Origin of the sequence: Streptomyces sp. NPDC096012, assembly GCF_040426375.1 — a bacterium.
In the GTDB taxonomy this organism is placed as follows: Bacteria; Actinomycetota; Actinomycetes; order Streptomycetales; family Streptomycetaceae; genus Streptomyces.
Window position 1 is genome coordinate 25,218 of record NZ_JBEOTD010000048.1, and the last position, 17,947, is coordinate 43,164.

The following is a 17,947-nucleotide window of genomic DNA, read 5'->3' on the forward strand; positions in this document are numbered from 1 at the left end:
CGCGCCGCCGCGCGGCTCTGCGGCGGGCGTGACGCAGTACGTGCGGGCCGACGCCCGCGATCCGCGCACCATCCCGGATCGCGCCGCGGGCGTCCCGGACCTCGACCGCCCGGTGGCCCTCTCCCTCCTCGCCCTGCTCGACCACGCCCCTCGGCCGGCCCGGACCCACGCGGGCCGGCCACCGGCCGGCCGGCCACCCCCGGGCGGGCCACCCCCGGGCGGGCCACCCCCGGGCGGGCCACCCCCGGGCGGGCCACCCGCCTTACAGGCCGAGCACGTGGGCGATGGTCCGCAGCACCCCGGCGTCGTTGTTGGACGGGGCCATGTGCCGGGCCCGGCGGACGACCTCGGGGTGGGCGCCCGCCATCGCGAAGGACCACTCGGCGGCGTCGAGCATCTCCAGGTCGTTCAGGTAGTCGCCGAAGACCATCGTCTGCGCGGGCGTGATGCCGAGCGCGCGCTGCAGACCGCGCAGCGCGGTGCCCTTGTTCGCGGTGCGGTTCATGACGTCGACCCAGTGCTCGCCGGAGACGACGACCTGGTGGGTGCCGGCGAACTCCGCGAGCGCCGGGGCGACGGAGTGCTCGGCTGATCCGAAGTCGAAGAGCGCGACCTTGATCACCTCGTCCTCGACGGCGGTGACGTCCGGCACGATCCGGTGCTCGACGTAGTACTTGCGCACCTCGGCCAGGAACGGCTCGTCGGTGCGCTCGACGTACGCCGCCCGCTTGCCGCACACGACGGCACCGGCGTCCACCCCGTCCGCGACCAGCCGCCGTACCGTCCGCACGATCCGGGCCGCGACGGCTCCCTCCAGCGGGTCGGCGCTCAGCTCCACCCCGTCGCGCACCACGTACGTGCCGTTCTCCGCGATGAACACCATGCCCTCGGCGACGTCCGCGAACTGCCGGGCCAGCGTCGCGTACTGGCGGCCGCTCGCCGGGCTGAACAGCACCCCGCGCCGGCGCAGCTCGGCGAGCATCGGCCAGAGCCCGTCGGGAATGCGCTTGGCGTCGTCGAGCAGGGTGCCGTCCATGTCGGTGACGACGAGGCGGATGTCGGCGGGGCCGGCGGGCACTCCGGGGATGTCCGTGGGAGGGGGCGTGGCGTGCATGTCCTGCTTCCGGTCGCGGTGGGGTCGGCGTCCAGTGTTCCTCATGGGCCGGAACGTCCCGAAGGCACCCCGAACCGCCCACGGTGCACGTTTCCCGGACAGCGCGATCGGCGGGCGGCACAATGACGGCGGAACACCGCACGTGAGAAGGACGGCGACGTGACCGAAGGGCAGCCTGAGACGGCCGGACCGGCGAAGCTCAACACCTCCGTGGCACACAACGCACGGGTGTGGAACTACTGGATCGGCGGCAAGGACCACTACGAGGTCGACCAGCGGGTCGGCGAGCACGTCGCGGGGATGTTCCCGGTGATCCGGGCGGTGGCCCGGGCGGACCGCGAGTTCCTGGCCCGGGCGGTCGCCTTCCTGGCCCGCGAGCGCGGGATCAGGCAGTTCCTGGACGTCGGCACCGGCCTGCCGACGGCGCAGAACACCCACGAGATCGCGCAGCGGATCGCCCCCGAGTCGCGGATCGTGTACGTGGACAACGACCCGATCGTCCTCGTGCACGCCCGCTCGCTGCTCACCGGCTCCCCCGAGGGCGTCACGGACTACATCGACGCCGACGTGCGCGACCCCGACCTCATCGTGCAGCGGGCCGGCGAGGCCCTGGACCTCGGCCGGCCGGTCGCGGTGCTGCTGCTGGGCATCCTGAACTTCGTGCCGGACACCGGCGAGGCCCGGGACGTCGTGCGGCGGCTGATGGCGGCGGTCCCCTCCGGCAGCCACCTGGTGCTCACCCACCCGACCTACGACGCCGATGTGGGCGGCGAGGGCAACATCGCCGCGATGGAGTTCTGGAACGCCAACGCGACCCCGCCGATCACCGCCCGCTCCCGGGAGGAGATCGCCGGGTTCCTCGACGGCCTCGACCCGCTGGAGCCCGGTCTGGTGCCGTGCTCGCAGTGGCGCCCGGAGTCGGCCACCGCCGCCGCGGTGCCGCAGTACGGCGCGGTGGCCGTGAAACGCTGACCCGCCGAGCCGCCGAGGAGGACCTTTGACGACTTCGACCGACCCCGTGCCGGGCGGGCGGCCCGGCGACGTGCGCCGGGCCGCCGCGCTCACCGCCGAGCTGAGCGCGAAGGACGTACGCGGCATCGTGCTCGGTTACGTCGACACCGCGGGCGTCGGCCGGGTGAAGACGATCCCGACCGCACGCCTGGAGACCGCCGTGGCGTGGGGGGTCGGCATGTCCCCGGTGTTCGACACCTTCCTGGCCGACGACTCCATCGTCACCACCGACGTCCTCGGCTCCCCGGACGGCGACCTCAGGCTCTACCCGGACCTCGATCAGCTGGTGCCGCTGGCCGGGCAGCCCGGCTGGGCGTGGGCGCCGGTGGACCGGATCACCCAGGAGGGCGACCGGCACCCCGGCTGCTCCCGGACGTTCCTGCGCCGGATCGTCACCGGCGCCGCCGAGCGGCACGGGCTGACCTTCAAGGCGGCCCTGGAGATCGAGTGGGCGGTCGGGCTGGGCTCGGCGCCCGCCGGGGAGTTCCTGCCGGCGGTCTCCGGTCCGGCGTACGGGGCGATCCGGCAGGTCGAGCTGAGCGACTACACCGCCGACCTGCTGGCCGCGTTCGCCGCTCAGGGCGTGGACGTCGACCAGCTGCATCCCGAGTACGCGGAGGGGCAGTTCGAGGTGTCGGTGGGTGCACTGGACCCGGTGGCGGCGGCCGACCGCAGCGTGCTGGTGCGCCAGACCGTCCGGGCGGTGGCGCAGCGGCACGGCCTGAGGGTGTCGTTCGCGCCCGTGGTCTCCGCCGAGGGCGTCGGCAACGGCGGCCACCTGCACCTGTCCTGCTGGCGCGACGGGCGGAACCTGCACGCGGGCGGCGCGTCGCGGTACGGCATGACGAGCGAGGCCGAGTCGTTCGCGGCCGGGGTGCTCGCCCACCTCCCGGCGCTGACGGCGGTCACCGCCCCCAGCCCGGCCAGCTACCTCAGGCTCAGGCCCTCCCGGTGGGCCGGGGTGTTCACCGCATGGGGCCGTGAGACACGCGAGGCGGCGCTTCGTGTGGTCACGGGCACAGCGGGCCGCCGGGAGCAGGAGGCGAACCTGGAGGTCAAACCGGTCGACCTGGCCGCCAACCCCTATCTGGCCCTCGGCTGCGTGATCGCCGCGGGTCTCGACGGCCTGGCCGCGGCCCGCTCCCTCCCGGAGGAGATCACCGGCGATCCCGCACGCTACGGCATGGACGAGGCGGCGGCCCTCGGCGTGCGGCGGCTGCCGGAGTCGTTGCCGCAGGCCGTGGCGGAGTTCCGCACGGACCGGGTGCTGCGCGACGCGCTCGGCCCGGTCCTCGCGGACGCCGTGATCGCCGTACGCCTCGGCGAGGCGGCGGCGGTGGCCGGTCTCGACGACGACCGGGTGGCGGCGGCCTACCGCTGGAAGTACTGAGCGATGGCCACCGCATCGGGACCGGTCCACGAGGCGCTCGACGCGCTGCCGCTGGTGGACCACCACTGCCACGGCGCCGTGACGGCCGACCTCGCTCCCGGCTCGTTCGAGTCCCTCATCACCGAGGGCGAGGCGTGGCCCGGCGTGTCGCCGTTCGACAGCCCCGTCGGCGTGGCCGTGCGCCGCCACTGCGCACCCCTGCTGGACCTCCCCCGGCACGCGCCGCCGGACGACTACCTGGCTCGCCGTACGGCACTCGGCTGGCAGGAGGTCAACCGCCGCTTCCTGACGGCGTCCGGGGCGGAGGCGTTCTGCGTGGACACCGGCTACGCCCCGCACCCGGTGACCGGCCCCGCCGAGCTGGCCCGCGCGGCCGGGGCCGCCGCCTACGAGGTGGTACGGCTGGAGCAGCTCGCCGAGGCGGTGGCCGCCCGGGGGGTCGAGGCGGACGCGTACGCGGACGCCTTCCGTGGGGCCGCGCAGGAGGCCGTACGCCGGCCGGACGTGGTGGCGGTGAAGTCGGTGGCCGCCTACCGCACCGGCTTCGCCCTGGATCCGGCGCGCCCCATGGACGCCGAGGTGACCGCGGCCGCCGCCCGCTGGCTCGCACACGGCGGCCGGCTCGCGGACCCGGTGCTGGTACGGCACGTGCTGTGGACCGCCGTCGACCTGGGTCTGCCGCTCCAGCTGCACACCGGCTTCGGCGACGCCGACCTACGGCTGCACCGCGCGGACCCGGCCCTGCTCACCGACTGGCTGCACCTGACGTCCGGCACGATCCCGGTCCTGCTGCTGCACTGCTGGCCCTACCACCGCCAGGCCGCCTACCTGGCCACGGTGTTCCGGCAGGTGTACCTGGACGTCGGTCTGGCCCTGCACTACACCGGGCCGGCCCGCTGCCGGGCGGTACTGGAGGAGGCGCTGGAGATCACGCCGTTCCGCAAACTGCTGTACAGCTCCGACGCCTACGGTGTGGCCGAGTTCCACCACCTGGGCGCGCTGTCCTTCCGGCAGGGGCTCGCCGATCTGCTCCAGGCCCGGGTGGACGCCGACGAGTTGAGCCTGCCCGACGCTTTACGGATCGCCACGTGGACGGGCCGCGACAACGCCCGCCGACTGTATGGACCGCCCCTGTCCGAACCGGCCCGCGCATCCAGCGGGCGCCCGACCCGGAAAGTATGATCAAGCAATGTCTGACATGACCGAGACCACGCCCGGCTGGCTGACCACGGACGAGCTGGAGATGGCCAGGGCCCGGATGCCGATCCTGTACGTCGAGGCCGTGCCCGTGCGCGTCGACGACAGCGGCGAAGTCACCAGCATCGGGCTGCTGTTGCGCATCGGCCCCGACGGCACGGTCAGCCGGACCCTGGTCTCCGGCCGCGTCCTGCACCACGAGCGGGTCCGTGACGCGCTGCTGCGGCACCTGGAGAAGGACCTCGGCCCGGTGGCCCTGCCCCACGTCCCCGCCTCCCTGCAGCCCTTCACGGTCGCCGAGTACTTCCCCACCGCGGGCATCACGCCGTACCACGATCCCCGCCAGCACGCCGTCTCCCTGGCCTACGTCGTGCCGGTCACCGGCGACTGCCGCCCCCGGCAGGACGCGCTGGACCTGGTCTGGTTCAGCCCGCAGGACGCCGCCTCGCTCGCCGTGCAGAGCGAGATGCCCGGCGGGCACGGAGCCCTGCTGAAGCAGGCCCTCGCGCACGTGGGCGTCACCTTCTGAGACCGCCGGCGGCCCGGGCCCGCTCCGGCCGGGTGCCGGCGGGCCGGCCGCTGCCGGCCGAGGAGGAGGACGGGAGCGTCGGTGGGCTGCTCCGGCTGCTGTTCGCGAATGGCCCGGCGGCGGACATCGGCCTCGCGTGTGAAGGCGGCGAACCGAGCAAGGTTCTCCGGCGTGCACAGCCAGGTCACCGGATGCGTCGCACGCTCCTCAGGCCGGGATGCGGTCCGGGCCTCGGCCGAGAGCGAGGAGAGCATCGAGGCCGTGGACGAGGGCGGTAACCAGAGCCTGGCTCAGTGGTTCTCTGCCCCTGCTTCCTCGTCGGCCTGTTGCTTCTCGGCGGTGACATAGCTGTTACGGCCTGTGAAGCCGCCCCGGCGGACGGCGCCTCCGCCCGAGGTCGGCGAGCCCCGACGGCCGGCAGTGGCGGGCGCCGCGGCCCGTAGCCTCGGGGCCAGTACCGCGCGCAGCGCCGGGGTCAGGCTGTGACGGATCTCGGACGGGGTGAGGGCGGCGGGGGTGGGGAGGGGGTTGAGGTAGCGGGTGTAGATGAGGCCGCCGAGGATCGTCACCACGGCCGTGGCACGAGCGGTCGCGTCCCGGCCGCCGAGAAATTCAACAAGCCGGGCCAGCAGCTCGCGTTCCAGGTATTCGCGGATCACCTCGGCGGCTTCGTCGCCCTGGATGGTGAGCTGCCGGAAGTCGGCGTCCTCCCACAGGTCGGTCACCGCGTCGATCAGGCGGTCGGGGAGGGTGGCCGGGTCACCGCCGAGGACCTCGTCCCTCGCCAGCGCGTTGGCGCACTGGAACTGCATCACGTCCGCGAACAGGCCCTTTTTCGAGCCGAAGTGGTACGCGATCAGCGCCGGGTCGACTCCGACGGCCCCCGCCACCGCGCGCAGGGTGGTGCTCCGGTAGCCGTGCTCAAGGAACAGCGAACGGGCCGCCGAGACGATCGACTCACGGGTCGGCGGGTTGCCGCGGGGGCGGCCTCGGGTGCGGGCGGGGGCAGGGACGGCGTTATTCATCAGCATTGAGCCTGCGTTGGGTGAGCAGCACAGTCAAGGGCGTTCCTGCTGCCACACGAAGGGATGACCCGACACCGTGCGTATCGCAGTCTTCGGCGCCACCGGACCGACCGGCCGCCGCCTCGTCGAACAGGCCCTGGCCGCCGGCCACGAGGTCGTCGCCGTGACCCGCAGACCCGGCTCCCTGTCCGCGCGGCCCGGCCTTGCCGTGGCCGTCGCCGACGCCACCGACCCGGCGGCTGCCGACGCCGCGATCGACGGCACGGACGCCGTCCTCTCCGCCCTGGGCGCGCGCTTCAGCAAGGGGACCATCACCACGTACTCCGCGAGCGCCACCGTCATCACCGGGGCCATGGTTCGCCACGGCATCAAGCGGCTGCTCGCCGTCAGCTCCAGCATCGCCGACCCGAACTGGCGCCCTACCGGCGCGTATTTCTTCAACCATGTGCTCGACCCGCTGGTGAACCGACGTCTCGGCCGTACCCTCCACGAGGACATGCGCCGTATGGAGGCCGTGATCCGTCAGACGGGCCTCGACTGGACCATCGTCCGGCCTTCGGGCCTGTTCGAGCACCCCGTCGTCACGGACTACCACACTGCCGAGACCAGCGCCGACGGCGTCTTCACCGCCCGTGCCGACCTCGCCGCGAGCATGCTGCGCGAAATGACGGAGCGGCGGTACGTCCGCACGGCCATGGGCGTCATCACCACGGCCGTGAAGCCGAACATCGCCAAGCTGATCTGGAACGAGGGCGTGAAGAAGAAGTGAGCCGCCCCACCTTCCAACTTTCGTCCGTCGCACGAGCGTTCCTCACTCTCCCGCACACGGCCACCCTCACCACCTTCCGTCCCGACGGCACTCCGCACGTCACCCCCGTCCGCTTCACCTTCGACGCGGCCGCCGGGCTGGCCCGGGTGACCACCCGGGCGGGGGCCCGCAAGGCCCGGAACGTGAAGGCGGCCGGGCCGGCGGCCCGTGTAGCGCTCTGTCAGGCGGACGGCTGCCGCTGGATCACACTCGAAGGCCGGGCCGCCGTCACCCATGCCCCCGCTCCCCTGGCCGAGGCGGTCCGCCGCTACACCGTCCGCTACCGCGCGGACCCGCCCACCCCGCTGGACCTGGTCGTCGTCGAGATCGCCGTCGACCGCGTCCTGAACCTCAACCTCTGAATCCCCGGTATCGAAAGCGGAGTGACACCGCCATGCCCACCCTCCCCGTCCTCGATTCCACCCTCTACTACCGCGAGTCCGGCGACCCCGACGGGCTGCCCTTCGTCTTCCTTCACGGCAACCCCACCTCCTCCCACCTGTGGCGGAACGTCCTGCCTGGGGTGGCCGCGCCCGGCCGCCGCCTTCTGGCCCCCGACCTCATCGGCATGGGTGACTCCGGCAAGCCCGACCTCGCCTACTCCTTCGAAGACCACGCCCGCTACCTCGACGCGTGGTTCGACGCCCTCGGCCTTACCGACGCCGTCCTCGTCGGCCATGACTGGGGCGGCGCGCTCGCTTTCGACCGCGCCGCCCGCCTCCCGGGCACCGTCCGCGGCCTCGCCTTCACGGAGACCATCATCAAGCCGCTGACCGGCGACGAATTCCCGGAAGCCGGGCGGAAGTTGTTCGCTCTCCTACGCACCCCCGGGGTAGGCGAGGAGATGATCCTGGAGAAGTCGCTGTTCATCGAGGGGCTCCCGGACACACTCGCCACCCCGCTCGACCCTGCCGACCTGGAGGTCTACCGCCGCCCCTTCCCGACCCCGCACAGCCGCCGCCCGGTACTGGCGTGGACGCGCATGATGCCGCTGGACGCCGAGCCCGCCGACGTCGTGGCCCGCATCGAGCGGTACGACGCCTGGCTGGCCGCCAGCCCCGAAGTCCCCAAACTGCTCGCCGCGTTCGAGCCGGGACCGGGCTCGATGACCGACCAGGGGACCGTGGCCTGGTGCGAGGAGAACATCGCGTGCCTGGAGGTCTCCCGCCACGGCCTGGCCGGCCACCACTCCCCGGAGGACCGCCCCGAGGAGCTGGCCTCGGCGATCAACGACTGGGCCGACCGTCACGGGCTGGCACGCCCGTAGGCGTCCTCGATCACGGCGGTGCCGATCCGCGCCGCCCGCGACCTCCTGCCCGACCCCGGCAACCCTCTACCACCACATCCCGTCCCGGACCTGCGCGAACTACGCGCCGGCGTCGCCCTCCCCGCTCGAAGCCTCCACGCAGCGCACCTTGATCGGGTCAAGGTGCGCCACAGCCCCTTCACTATCACTGGTCCCCAGGCGGTCCCCAAGAATGATCAAGGGGCCGCTTCAGATATCCTCTGAAGCGGCCCCTGACCTGCGACTTCGTAAAGTCGGGACGACAGGATTTGAACCTGCGACCCCTTGACCCCCAGTCAAGTGCGCTACCAAGCTGCGCCACGTCCCGGTGCCGTTTGACCTGGGATTTCCCCGGTCGAAACGCGCAGGGAAACCATACCGCACTCGGATCGGTGATCGCGCCCTTCTTCCGAGGTTGACCTCAACCTTGGTCGAGGTTGCACGATCGACCGCATGACGACCACAGCGGACGAACGCCGCGCATACCGCTACGACGACCTTTCGGCACTGATGGGCCTGATGACCGGCGACGAGAAACACGGCCCCGCGGCCACCTCCACGCTGGACGTGCTGTGGGTGCTCTACGACCGGGTGCTCCGGGTCGATCCCGGGCTGCCGGGCGATCCGGGCCGGGACCGGTTCCTGCTGAGCAAGGGGCACGGGCCCATGGCGTACTACGCCGTGCTCGCCGCGAAGGGCTTCGTGCCCGTCGCCTGGCTGCCCGGGTTCGGCTCGTACGACTCCCCGCTCGGGCATCATCCGGACCGCGTACTGGTACCGGGCGCGGAGATCGCCAGCGGCTCGCTCGGGCACGGGCTGCCGATCGCCGTCGGCACCGCGCTGGGACTGCGGGCACAGGGCCTGCACGATCCGGCGGTCTGGGTGCTGATCGGGGACGCCGAACTGGACGAGGGCAGCAATCACGAGGCGATCGCCTTCGCCGGACCCGCGGGACTGGACCGGCTGCACACCGTGGTGGTCGACAACTCCTCCGCGACCCACGCGCTGCCCGGTGGGATCGCCGCCCGGTTCGAGGCCGCCGGCTGGTCCGCGGTGACCGTCGACGGGCGCGACCACGAGGCCCTGTACGCCGCCTTCACGGCCTCGCACCCGGGACGGCCGCACGTGGTCGTGGCCCGCGTCGAGCCGAAGAACCTCTGATCCTCCCCCGCTCTCCGGAAAGGGCACCCCTTCATGGACACCATGCGTGACCGTCTGGCCCCCGTCGTCTCCCGGCTGCTGGACGAGGATCCGCGGGTCGCGGTCGTCCTCGCCGAGATCGGCCTGGACGGATTCCGGGAAGCCATGCGCCGCCACCCCGAGCGGGTGATCAACGTCGGCATCCGCGAGCAGCTCCTGGTCGGGGCCGCGGCGGGGCTGGCGCTCACCGGGCTGCGGCCGGTGGTGCACACCTTCGCCAGTTTCCTCGTGGAACGGCCGTTCGAGCAGGTCAAGCTGGACCTGGGGCACCAGGACGCCGGGGCGGTGCTGGTGAGCGCGGCCGCCTCCTTCGACTGGCCGGCCGGCGGCTACACCCACATGTCCCCGGGCGACGTGGCCCTCCTCGACACCCTGGACGGCTGGACCGTGCACGTCCCCGGGCATCCCGACGAGGCCGAGACACTGCTGCGCCACGCGGTCGCCGCCGGTGACGACAAGGTGTACGTGCGCCTGTCCGTGCTGTCCAACCGGCGGGGCCGGGCGACCGACGGCGAACACTTGGTGACGGTCCGCGAGGGTCGCTCGGGCGTGGTCCTCGCGGTCGGTCCGATGCTCGACGCCGTCCTCGCGGCCACGGAGGGGATGGACGTGACCGTCCTGTACGCGACGACCGTACGGCCCTTCGACGCGGCGGGGCTGCGCCGGGCGACGCAGGCGACCGGCACCGACGTCGTCCTGGTCGAGCCGTACCTCGCGGGGACGTCGACGCGCGCGGTGAGCGAGGCACTGGCGGACGTCCCGCACCGGGTGCTGGGCCTCGGCGTCGGCCGCCGCGAGCTGCGCCGGTACGGGACCGTCGAGGAGCACGTGGCCGCGCACGGGCTGGACGCGCAGGGCCTGCGCGAGCGGATCGGCCGTTTCGTGGGCGCGGGGCGCCGGGTGACGACGGCGGTGTGAGCCGGGGCCAGGTCCTGTCTGACAATGCGCGTCTGCCGCGCGGCCGCCCTTCGGGCGACGCGACGCGAATTGTCAGACCGGACCTAGGGCGCCCGTACGGCGGGGGCACTCGCGTCGGCCCGGACCAGGCCGCGTACCGCCGGCACCGCGAGCAGGGCCGCGGCCACCGCCAGACTCGTCGCGGCGGACACCAGCAGGACGTGGCCGGCGCCCAGTACGCCGGCCGCCGGGCCCGCGAGGGCCTGGCCCACCGGCATCATCGCGAGGGAGCCCGCGACGTCGTAGGCGTGGATGCGGTTGAGGACGTCGGCCGGGACCTGGGTCTGCACGCTGGTCGCCCACATCACGCCCCAGAACGACAGCCCGGCACCGGCCACGGCCGCTCCCGCCGCCATGGCCGGCACGCCGAGGCCCGCGCCGACGGCCGCCGGGAAGCCGAAGAAGGCGAACAGGGAGAGCGCGCCCGCCCGGAGCATGCGGCGCGGGCGCAGCCGGAGGGCGAGCAGGCCGCCGACGACGGTGCCCGCGCCGAGGGCCGAGTTGACCAGGCCGTAGGCGCCCGCTCCGTGATGCCGGACGATCTCGGTGGCCACCAGCGGCACGGTCGGCCCCCATACGGCGACCATGTACAGGCACCACACGGCGATCACGCCCCACAGCCAGGTGCGCGAACGGAACTCGCGCCAGCCCTGGACGAGGTCGCCGCGGAAGGCGCGCATGCCCCGGCCGGTGGCGGCGAGGGCACCCGCCGGCAGGGGAGGCAGCCGGAGCAGCAGCAGGCACAGGGCGCTGATCGCGTAGGTGGCGGCGTGCCCGGCGAACACGCCGCCGGGCGAGGCGAGGCCGACCAGGACACCGGCGACAGCGGGGCCGGCGAGCTGGGCGGCGGACTCGGCGATGCGGATCGCGCCGTTCGCGCCCTGGATGTCGGTGGCCAGACGGGGCACCGTACTGGCGACGCCCGGCTGGAAGACGGCGCCCGCCACGCCGTTGGCGACGCCGATCGCGCACAACTGCCACAGCACCACGTGCCCGGTGAAGAAGAGGCCCGCGGCGAGGGACTGGGTGCCGAGCCGGACGAGGTCGGCGCCGATCATCAGCCTGCGGGTGCTGAACCGGTCCGCGATGACCCCGCCGAAGACGACGAGTCCGGCGAACGCGGCGGCCGTCGAGGCCATGGCGAGGCCGACCGCGCCCGCGCCGTACCCGTGCTCCAGCAGGCCGGCGGCGAGGGCCACGGGCAGCATGGTGTCGCCGAGCCGGGCGACGGCCCGGGCCACGAAGAACAGCGCGAAGTCCCGCGACCAGACGGCCGGGACGGCCGCCTCGGCTCCGCGTGTGCCCCGTGCGGCGACGTCGCGGCGTGCGTCCGTTCCGCTCATCTCCGGGTACTCCCCTCCCCGTGCCGGCGGCGTCCCCGCACCGCTTCCGCCGCGGGATCATGCCACGCCCGGACCGCGTCCACGCGGCATTTTCAGTCCGCGGGCGGCATCCCCAACTCGGGGTGCGCGTCGAGCAGTCGGGGCGGGGCCGCCTGGCGCCAGGAGTCGGTGAGGATGTCCCGCAGCTCGGCCGCGTCCTCCAGCGCGGCGAGTCGCGCCCTGACCCAGGCGAACTGGGCCTCGTGACCGGCGATCCAGAACTTGCCGGGCTCGGCCAGCACCAGTTCGTCGCGCTCCTCCTTGGGGCAGCGCACGGCGATCGAGGTCTCCTGCTCGGGCAGGGTCGCGAACATCTTCCCGGCCACCCGGAACGTGGGCATGCTCCAGGCGACCTTCTCCGTGGTCTCCGGCAGGGACAGAGCGATACGGCGTACGTCTTCGGCATCCGGCATGCCACGCACCGTAGCTCCTGCCACCGACAGCCACCCCGGCCGGGCGGCAGACCGCCCGAAGTGCCGGACGATCGGACGCGGTTCGCCGCAGGTCGCCGGCCGCCGGCGGGAGCGCCGGGGCACGCGGACTCAGGCCTGTGCCGCCTCGCCCAGTGCCTCGAGCACCGGCAGGATCAGCGGGTGCGCCTCGGCTCCCCGGCGTACGGCGGCGAACACCCGGCGGGTCGGGGCCACGCCGTCGACCGGGCGCACGACCACACCGGCGAGATCCATGCCGCGCAGGGCGGAACGCGGCACGAGTGCCACGCCCGCGTCGGCCGCGGCGAGCGCGACGACGGCCCGGAAGTCGTCCGAGGAGTGTTCCATGCGCGGCTCGAAGCCGGCACTCTCGCAGGCCAGGACCACCACGTCGTGGCAGGGGTTGCCCGGGTACGGGCCGATCCACGAGTCCTTGGCCAGTTCGGCGAGGGGCACCTCCGCGGCGTCCGCGAGGCGGTGCCCGAGCGGCACGACGGCGTCGAAGGGTTCGGCGTACAGCGGCACGTGGGTGAGCCGGGGGTCGTCCGCGGACGGGGCGCCCCGGTACTCGACGGCGACCGCCACGTCGACCTGCCGGACCAGGACCATCGGCAGGCTCGCGTCGCCCTCGGCGTCCTGGACGCGGATGCGTATGCCGGGCGCCCGGACCGCGAGGCGGGCCACGGCCGGGGCGACGACCTGGGCGATGCCGGTCGCGAAGGCGGCCACGGTGACCGTGCCCGCCTCGCCCGAGCCGTAGGCGGCCAGCTCGGCCTCGGCCCGCTCCAGCTGGGCGAGGACCGCGTTGGTGTGGCTGAGCAGGATCTCGCCGGCCGGGGTGAGCCGTACGCCCTTGGCGCCGCGCTCGACCAGGCGGTGGCCGGTCTCCTGCTCCAGGGCCGTCAGCTGCTGGGAGACGGCCGAGGGGGTCAGATAGAGCGCGGCGGCCGCCGCGGTGACCGTGCGGTGGTCGGCCACCGCACGGAGGATGTGGAGCCGCCGTGCCTCGATCATGCCCCCGATTATCCCAGGGTGTCCGCCCCGGTCAGGCCGCCAGCTCGGTACGGGCCGCGACGAACGCGTCGACCGCGCGGTTCACGTCGTCCGTGGAGTGCGCGGCGGACAGCTGGACGCGGATGCGGGCCTGCCCCTGCGGGACGACCGGGTAGGAGAAGCCGATCACGTAGACCCCGCGCTCCAGCAGCAGTTCGGCCATCCGGGCCGCCTGCGCCGCGTCGCCGATCATCACGGGCGCGATGGCGTGGTCGCCGGGCAGGACGTCGAAGCCCTCCTCGGTCATCCGGCGGCGGAACAGCGCGGTGTTCTCGGTGAGCCTCACCCGCAGGTCGTCCGCGGACTCCAGCAGGTCCAGAACCTTCAGGGAGGCCGCGGCGATCACCGGGGCGAGCGTGTTGGAGAACAGGTACGGGCGGGAGCGCTGGCGCAGCAGGGCGACGATCTCGGCGCGGGCGGCGACGTAGCCGCCGGAGGCGCCGCCGAGGGCCTTGCCGAGGGTGCCGGTGATGATGTCGACGCGGTCCATGACGCCGTGCAGCTCGGGGGTGCCGCGGCCGCCGGGGCCCACGAAGCCGACGGCGTGCGAGTCGTCGACCATGACCATGGCGTCGTAGCGGTCGGCGAGGTCGCAGATCTCGTCGAGCGGGGCCACGTAGCCGTCCATGGAGAAGACGCCGTCGGTGACGATCAGCTTGCGCCGCGCGCCGCCCTCGGTCGCCTCCTTGAGCCTGGCCTCCAGGTCCTCGAGGTCACGGTTGGCGTAGCGGAAGCGGCGGGCCTTGCACAGGCGGATGCCGTCGATGATGGAGGCGTGGTTGAGGGCGTCGGAGATCACCGCGTCCTCCTCGCCGAGGAGGGTCTCGAAGACACCGCCGTTGGCGTCGAAGCAGGAGGAGTAGAGGATCGTGTCCTCCTGGCCGAGGAAGGCGGACAGCCGCGCCTCCAGCTCCTTGTGCACCTCCTGGGTGCCGCAGATGAAGCGGACGGAGGCCATGCCGTAGCCCCAGCGGTCCAGGGCCTCGTGCGCGGCGGCGACCACCTCGGGGTGGTCGGCCAGGCCGAGGTAGTTGTTGGCGCAGAAGTTGAGAACCTCGCCGGGGCGGCCGCCCGCGGTGACGTTCACGGTCGCGGACTGCGGGCTGCCGATGACCCGCTCGGGCTTGTGCAGGCCGGCTGCGCGGATCTCGTCCAGGGTGGCGCGCAGGTCGTCGCGGACGGTTTCGAACATGGGGGCTCCTGAAGGTTCTGACGGGGTGAGGGGGTTGCGCGTCGCGCGAGCTAGGCGGTCCAGTCCAGGATGACCTTGCCGCCCTTGCCGCTCGCCGCGTCGGCGAAGGCCGCCTCGAAGTCGCGGTAGCCGTACCGGCCGGTGATCACCGGGGCGAGGTCCAGGCCGCCCTCCAGCAGCACCGACATCGCGTACCAGGTCTCGAACATCTCCCGGCCGTAGATGCCCTTGACGGTGATCATCGAGGTGACGATCCGGGCCCAGTCGACCGGGAACTCCTGCGCCGGCAGGCCGAGCATCGCGATGCGGCCGCCGTGCGTCATGTTCGCGATCATGTCCCGCATGGCCTCGGGGCGGCCGGACATCTCCAGGCCGATGTCGAAGCCCTCGCGCAGCCCCAGCTCCCGCTGCCCGTCGGCGATGGTGGACTCGGCGACGTTCAGGGCGAGGCTCGCTCCTATCTTGCGGGCCAGTTCCAGGCGCTCCTCGCTGATGTCGGTGATGACGACGTTGCGGGCGCCCGCGTGCCGGGCCACCGCGGCGGCCATCAGGCCGATCGGTCCGGCGCCGGTGATCAGGACGTCCTCGCCGACGAGCGGGAACGACAGCGCGGTGTGCACGGCGTTGCCGAACGGGTCGAAGATCGCGGCGATGTCGAGGTCGACGGGGACGCGGTGCACCCACACGTTGGACGCGGGCAGCGCCACGTACTCGGCGAAGGCTCCGTCGCGGCCGACGCCGAGGCCGACGGTGGCCCGGCACAGGTGGCGGCGGCCGGCCAGGCAGTTGCGGCACTTGCCGCACACCAGGTGGCCCTCGCCGCTGACCCGGTCGCCGATGCGGATGTCGGCCACGTCGCGTCCGACCTCGACGACCTGCCCGACGAACTCGTGCCCGATCACGAGCGGCGTGCCGATCGCCTGCTGCGCCCAGCCGTCCCAGGCCCGGATGTGCAGGTCGGTGCCGCAGATACCGGTTCGCATGACCTTGATGAGTACGTCACCGGGACCGATCGCGGGCTCCGGGACGTCCGTCAGCCAGAGCCCGGGCTCCGCCTTCTCCTTGACCAGCGCCTTCAACGGTACGGCTCCTGTGGGTGAGGTCCCGGCCCGCGGGCATGCCGAAGCGGCCCGCACCAGGTCAGAGGGGTGGAATCACCCTGCAATCTGCCGTATGCGCGGCCCGTGGTCCATCGAGCTTTTCTTAACCGGCGCCTCAGCTTTCCTTCATGCCCCGTCCCGTCCCACCCGTCCGGACGATGCCCGTCGTGCCGGAGGAGTGGCCTTTCGGCCGGAGGGATGTCCTTCGATTCAGAGGGGAAGGCCGTCCTCCGCACTGCGTTCCAGGCGTACGACGAGGTCGGCGGCGAGTGCCTTGATGGTCTCCAGGCCCGCCCGGCCCCAGACACGGGGCGCTGTGTCGGCGGCGCACACGGTGCCGAGCGCCATGCCGGAACTGTCGATGAGCGGGGCACCGAGGTAGGACCGGATGGCGTACTCGTCGACGACGGGGTTGCCGGCGAAGCGCGGGTAGTCGCGGACGTCCTCCAGCACCAGCGCCTTGCGGCGGACCACCACATGGGGACAGAACCCGTGGTCGCGCGGCAGGACCCGGCCGAGTTCGGCTCTGCTGCCGTCCTCCCGGACGACCGGCGCGACGGCCGGGGCGCGCAGTCCCGCGAAGAACTGCCGGTCCTCGCCGATGAAGTTGACCATGGCGTACGGCGCGCCGGTGAGCTGGGCCAGATGCTCGGCGAAGGCGTCGAGCGCGGGATCGGGCCGGTCCGCCAGGCCGAGTCGGCGCAGCCGGTGGACCCGGGCGGGAGCCTCTTTGTCCTCGGGGGTGAGCAGCAGACCCCGGACCGGTCGGGGCGGCTCGTAGCTCATGGCCGGGCTCCGTCGCAGTGGGCGTACCTCATATAGGGGCTCCGTGAGCGGTAGGGCGGAGTCACATGTGGGCGCCACGGCTGGGCGCGGGCTCCGGGGTGTGGGCGAGGAGGTGGCGGACGAGGGTGAGCAGGGTCTGGACACCGGAGCTGGAGATGCGGGCGTCGCAGGGGACGATCGGGATCTGCGGGTCGAGGTCGATGGCGGACCGCACCTCCTCGGGGTCGTAGCGGTAGGAGCCGTCGAACTCGTTGACGGCGATGATGAAGGCGAGTCCGCGTTCCTCGAAGAAGTCGACGGCGGCGAAGCAGTCCTGCAGCCGGCGGGTGTCGGCGAGGATCACCGCGCCGAGCGCGCCCGCGGACAGCTCGTCCCACATGAACCAGAACCGCTCCTGCCCCGGGGTGCCGAACAGGTACAGCACGTGCTCCGGATCGAGGGTGATCCGGCCGAAGTCCATGGCGACCGTGGTCTCCATCTTGTTCTCGATGCCGTCGAGGTTGTCCGTGGCGACGCTGACCGTGGTGAGCAGCTCCTCCGTGCTGAGCGGCGCGATCTCGCTGACCGCCCCCACGAAGGTCGTCTTGCCGACTCCGAACCCGCCCGCCACCAGGATCTTGAGGGCGGTGGGGAACGGGTCAGAGCTGTCGTCGTAGTCCATCGAGCACTGCCTCCAGCAGAGACCGGTCAGTGGGTGTGTGGTGGAACGCGGGCGGCTTGGTGGTCAGCGCGTCGCAGTCGACCAAGTCCGAGAGCAGCACCTTGGTGACCACTGCGGGCAGTTTCAGCTGAGCGGCGACCTCGGCGACCGAGACGGGCAGGCGGCACAGGTCGAGTGCCTGCGCGTGCTCGGGTCCGAGGTAGCCGAGCGGGGTCACCCCGGTGGCCCGCACCTGCGACATCAGGTCGAGGGCGATGCTCGGTTGGGTCCGGCCGTTGCTGACCGTGAACGGGCGCACCAGCCGTCCGGCCGCGTCGTCCAGCCAGGGCCCGTCGCCGGCTGCGGCCACCCTCAATGCCTCGTCGCGGTGGAGTCGACGGCATGCTGCCGTGGGGCGGTCATCAGGTAGGGCCGGACGCTCTTGACCAGCATCGCCATCTCGTAGCCGAGGACGGCGGCGTCCGCCTCGCGGCCGGCCAGCACCGCCAGGCAGGTGCCGGAGCCGGCCGTGGTGACGAACAGCAGAGTGGAGTCCAGTTCGACGACGACCTGGCGGACCTCTCCGCCGTCGCCGAACCGGACGCCCGCGCTGCGGCCGAGCGAGTACAGGCCGGAGGCCAGGGCCGCCATGTGGTCGGCGCTGTCGGGGTCCAGACCGTGCACGGACTTCACCAGTCCGTCGGAGGACAGGAGCACCGCGCTGCTGGTGTGCGGTACGCGCTGCACGAGGCCGCTCAGCAGCCAGTCGAGGTCGGATGCGTGGGGGGCGGTCGGCGCATCGCTCGCCATGGTGGATCGACTCCTTGGGGTACGAAAATCTGGGGGG

At 72.9% G+C, this 17,947-nt stretch carries 20 protein-coding genes, 1 tRNA gene and 1 pseudogene; 10 read left to right on the top strand and 12 right to left on the bottom strand.

The features are described 5' to 3' along the window. Window positions 1-28: 28 nt before the first annotated feature. Window positions 29-133: pseudogene (locus tag ABVB68_RS32315) on the top strand (SAM-dependent methyltransferase); the annotation flags it as partial. Between the two features lie 129 nt (window positions 134-262). On the opposite strand, the gene ABVB68_RS32320 reads toward ABVB68_RS32315, so the two are convergent. Beyond that, window positions 263-1,114 carry a Cof-type HAD-IIB family hydrolase gene (locus ABVB68_RS32320; protein ID WP_353604764.1) on the bottom strand — a complete coding sequence of 284 codons (852 nt, stop codon included), beginning with the start codon at window positions 1,112-1,114 and terminating at the stop codon, window positions 263-265. A 159-nt stretch (window positions 1,115-1,273) separates the two neighbouring features. On the opposite strand from ABVB68_RS32320, the gene ABVB68_RS32325 reads away from it, so the two are divergent. From ABVB68_RS32325 to ABVB68_RS32340, 4 genes are read left to right on the top strand one after another with little or no spacing between them, the layout of a single operon-like run. After that, window positions 1,274-2,086 (top strand): SAM-dependent methyltransferase, encoded by an 813-nt coding sequence (locus ABVB68_RS32325; protein WP_353604741.1) that lies wholly within the window; start codon window positions 1,274-1,276, stop codon window positions 2,084-2,086. Window positions 2,087-2,111: 25 nt separating this feature from the next. Next, on the top strand, window positions 2,112-3,515 hold the full coding sequence (locus ABVB68_RS32330; RefSeq protein WP_353604742.1) for a type I glutamate--ammonia ligase: 1,404 nt from the start codon (window positions 2,112-2,114) through the stop codon (window positions 3,513-3,515). Between the two features lie 3 nt (window positions 3,516-3,518). Then, window positions 3,519-4,697: an amidohydrolase family protein gene (locus ABVB68_RS32335; RefSeq protein ID WP_353604743.1), complete on the top strand. Its 1,179-nt coding sequence runs from the start codon at window positions 3,519-3,521 to the stop codon at window positions 4,695-4,697. A 16-nt stretch (window positions 4,698-4,713) separates the two neighbouring features. Next, on the top strand, window positions 4,714-5,241 hold the full coding sequence (locus ABVB68_RS32340) for an NUDIX hydrolase family protein (protein ID WP_353604765.1): 528 nt from the start codon (window positions 4,714-4,716) through the stop codon (window positions 5,239-5,241). A gap of 290 nt (window positions 5,242-5,531) precedes the next feature. Here ABVB68_RS32340 and ABVB68_RS32345 read toward each other — a convergent pair whose 3' ends face one another. After that, window positions 5,532-6,266 (bottom strand): TetR/AcrR family transcriptional regulator, encoded by a 735-nt coding sequence (locus ABVB68_RS32345; protein ID WP_353604744.1) that lies wholly within the window; start codon window positions 6,264-6,266, stop codon window positions 5,532-5,534. A 76-nt stretch (window positions 6,267-6,342) separates the two neighbouring features. Here ABVB68_RS32345 and ABVB68_RS32350 point away from each other — a divergent pair, with 76 nt between their 5' ends. From ABVB68_RS32350 to ABVB68_RS32360, 3 genes are read left to right on the top strand one after another with little or no spacing between them, the layout of a single operon-like run. Further along, a complete protein-coding gene (locus ABVB68_RS32350; RefSeq protein ID WP_353604745.1) occupies window positions 6,343-7,035 on the top strand; it encodes an NAD(P)H-binding protein in 693 nt (230 codons plus the stop codon). Continuing rightward, window positions 7,032-7,436 carry a pyridoxamine 5'-phosphate oxidase family protein gene (locus ABVB68_RS32355; protein WP_353604746.1) on the top strand — a complete coding sequence of 135 codons (405 nt, stop codon included), beginning with the start codon at window positions 7,032-7,034 and terminating at the stop codon, window positions 7,434-7,436. Before ABVB68_RS32350 ends, ABVB68_RS32355 begins: the two co-directional genes overlap by 4 nt. A 32-nt stretch (window positions 7,437-7,468) precedes the next feature. After that, window positions 7,469-8,341 carry a haloalkane dehalogenase gene (locus ABVB68_RS32360; protein WP_503006421.1) on the top strand — a complete coding sequence of 291 codons (873 nt, stop codon included), beginning with the start codon at window positions 7,469-7,471 and terminating at the stop codon, window positions 8,339-8,341. Window positions 8,342-8,613: 272 nt separating this feature from the next. On the opposite strand, the gene ABVB68_RS32365 is transcribed toward ABVB68_RS32360, so the two are convergent. Beyond that, a tRNA-Pro gene (locus ABVB68_RS32365) sits at window positions 8,614-8,687 on the bottom strand. A 125-nt stretch (window positions 8,688-8,812) separates the two neighbouring features. Here ABVB68_RS32365 and ABVB68_RS32370 point away from each other — a divergent pair. After that, on the top strand, window positions 8,813-9,520 hold the full coding sequence (locus ABVB68_RS32370; RefSeq protein ID WP_353604747.1) for a thiamine pyrophosphate-binding protein: 708 nt from the start codon (window positions 8,813-8,815) through the stop codon (window positions 9,518-9,520). Between the two features lie 33 nt (window positions 9,521-9,553). Then, on the top strand, window positions 9,554-10,477 hold the full coding sequence (locus tag ABVB68_RS32375; RefSeq protein ID WP_353604748.1) for a transketolase family protein: 924 nt from the start codon (window positions 9,554-9,556) through the stop codon (window positions 10,475-10,477). Between the two features lie 83 nt (window positions 10,478-10,560). On the opposite strand, the gene ABVB68_RS32380 is transcribed toward ABVB68_RS32375, so the two are convergent. From ABVB68_RS32380 to ABVB68_RS32420, 9 genes are all read right to left on the bottom strand, one after another. Further along, window positions 10,561-11,859 carry an MFS transporter gene (locus tag ABVB68_RS32380; RefSeq protein WP_353604749.1) on the bottom strand — a complete coding sequence of 433 codons (1,299 nt, stop codon included), beginning with the start codon at window positions 11,857-11,859 and terminating at the stop codon, window positions 10,561-10,563. A gap of 92 nt (window positions 11,860-11,951) precedes the next feature. Further along, the gene (locus ABVB68_RS32385; RefSeq protein WP_353604750.1) at window positions 11,952-12,311 is read right to left on the bottom strand and encodes an MmcQ/YjbR family DNA-binding protein; all 360 of its coding nucleotides are present in this window, start codon (window positions 12,309-12,311) and stop codon (window positions 11,952-11,954) included. Window positions 12,312-12,440: 129 nt separating this feature from the next. Beyond that, window positions 12,441-13,343 carry a LysR family transcriptional regulator gene (locus tag ABVB68_RS32390; protein ID WP_353604751.1) on the bottom strand — a complete coding sequence of 301 codons (903 nt, stop codon included), beginning with the start codon at window positions 13,341-13,343 and terminating at the stop codon, window positions 12,441-12,443. Window positions 13,344-13,374: 31 nt separating this feature from the next. Continuing rightward, on the bottom strand, window positions 13,375-14,574 hold the full coding sequence (locus ABVB68_RS32395) for a glycine C-acetyltransferase (protein WP_353604752.1): 1,200 nt from the start codon (window positions 14,572-14,574) through the stop codon (window positions 13,375-13,377). A 50-nt stretch (window positions 14,575-14,624) separates the two neighbouring features. Next, window positions 14,625-15,653, bottom strand: coding sequence for an L-threonine 3-dehydrogenase (tdh, locus tag ABVB68_RS32400; RefSeq protein ID WP_353604753.1), 1,029 nt, complete (start codon window positions 15,651-15,653; stop codon window positions 14,625-14,627). A gap of 231 nt (window positions 15,654-15,884) precedes the next feature. Continuing rightward, a complete protein-coding gene (locus ABVB68_RS32405) occupies window positions 15,885-16,460 on the bottom strand; it encodes a GAF domain-containing protein (protein ID WP_353604754.1) in 576 nt (191 codons plus the stop codon). A 61-nt stretch (window positions 16,461-16,521) separates the two neighbouring features. Continuing rightward, complete coding sequence (locus ABVB68_RS32410; RefSeq protein ID WP_353604755.1) at window positions 16,522-17,121, bottom strand: GTP-binding protein; 600 nt, start codon at window positions 17,119-17,121, stop codon at window positions 16,522-16,524. Further along, window positions 17,099-17,470, bottom strand: coding sequence for a DUF742 domain-containing protein (locus tag ABVB68_RS32415; protein WP_353604756.1), 372 nt, complete (start codon window positions 17,468-17,470; stop codon window positions 17,099-17,101). The genes ABVB68_RS32410 and ABVB68_RS32415 overlap by 23 nt, the downstream gene beginning before the upstream one ends. Before the next feature lie 2 nt (window positions 17,471-17,472). Then, a complete protein-coding gene (locus ABVB68_RS32420; RefSeq protein ID WP_353604757.1) occupies window positions 17,473-17,910 on the bottom strand; it encodes a roadblock/LC7 domain-containing protein in 438 nt (145 codons plus the stop codon). Between the last annotated feature and the right edge of the window lie 37 nt (window positions 17,911-17,947).

Bases quoted from the DNA above. Each gene is read 5' to 3' on its own strand.
- ABVB68_RS32410 (WP_353604755.1), bottom strand. From the start codon at position 17,121: ATGGACTACGACGACAGCTCTGACCCGTTCCCCACCGCCCTCAAGATC.
- ABVB68_RS32335 (WP_353604743.1), top strand. From the start codon at position 3,519: ATGGCCACCGCATCGGGACCGGTCCACGAGGCGCTCGACGCGCTGCCG.
- ABVB68_RS32420 (WP_353604757.1), bottom strand. From the start codon at position 17,910: ATGGCGAGCGATGCGCCGACCGCCCCCCACGCATCCGACCTCGACTGG.
- ABVB68_RS32370 (WP_353604747.1), top strand. From the start codon at position 8,813: ATGACGACCACAGCGGACGAACGCCGCGCATACCGCTACGACGACCTT.
- ABVB68_RS32395 (WP_353604752.1), bottom strand. From the start codon at position 14,574: ATGTTCGAAACCGTCCGCGACGACCTGCGCGCCACCCTGGACGAGATC.
- ABVB68_RS32405 (WP_353604754.1), bottom strand. From the start codon at position 16,460: ATGAGCTACGAGCCGCCCCGACCGGTCCGGGGTCTGCTGCTCACCCCC.
- ABVB68_RS32340 (WP_353604765.1), top strand. From the start codon at position 4,714: ATGACCGAGACCACGCCCGGCTGGCTGACCACGGACGAGCTGGAGATG.
- ABVB68_RS32375 (WP_353604748.1), top strand. From the start codon at position 9,554: ATGGACACCATGCGTGACCGTCTGGCCCCCGTCGTCTCCCGGCTGCTG.
- ABVB68_RS32385 (WP_353604750.1), bottom strand. From the start codon at position 12,311: ATGCCGGATGCCGAAGACGTACGCCGTATCGCTCTGTCCCTGCCGGAG.
- ABVB68_RS32390 (WP_353604751.1), bottom strand. From the start codon at position 13,343: ATGATCGAGGCACGGCGGCTCCACATCCTCCGTGCGGTGGCCGACCAC.
- ABVB68_RS32360 (WP_503006421.1), top strand. From the start codon at position 7,469: ATGCCCACCCTCCCCGTCCTCGATTCCACCCTCTACTACCGCGAGTCC.
- ABVB68_RS32320 (WP_353604764.1), bottom strand. From the start codon at position 1,114: ATGCACGCCACGCCCCCTCCCACGGACATCCCCGGAGTGCCCGCCGGC.
- ABVB68_RS32380 (WP_353604749.1), bottom strand. From the start codon at position 11,859: ATGAGCGGAACGGACGCACGCCGCGACGTCGCCGCACGGGGCACACGC.
- ABVB68_RS32345 (WP_353604744.1), bottom strand. From the start codon at position 6,266: ATGAATAACGCCGTCCCTGCCCCCGCCCGCACCCGAGGCCGCCCCCGC.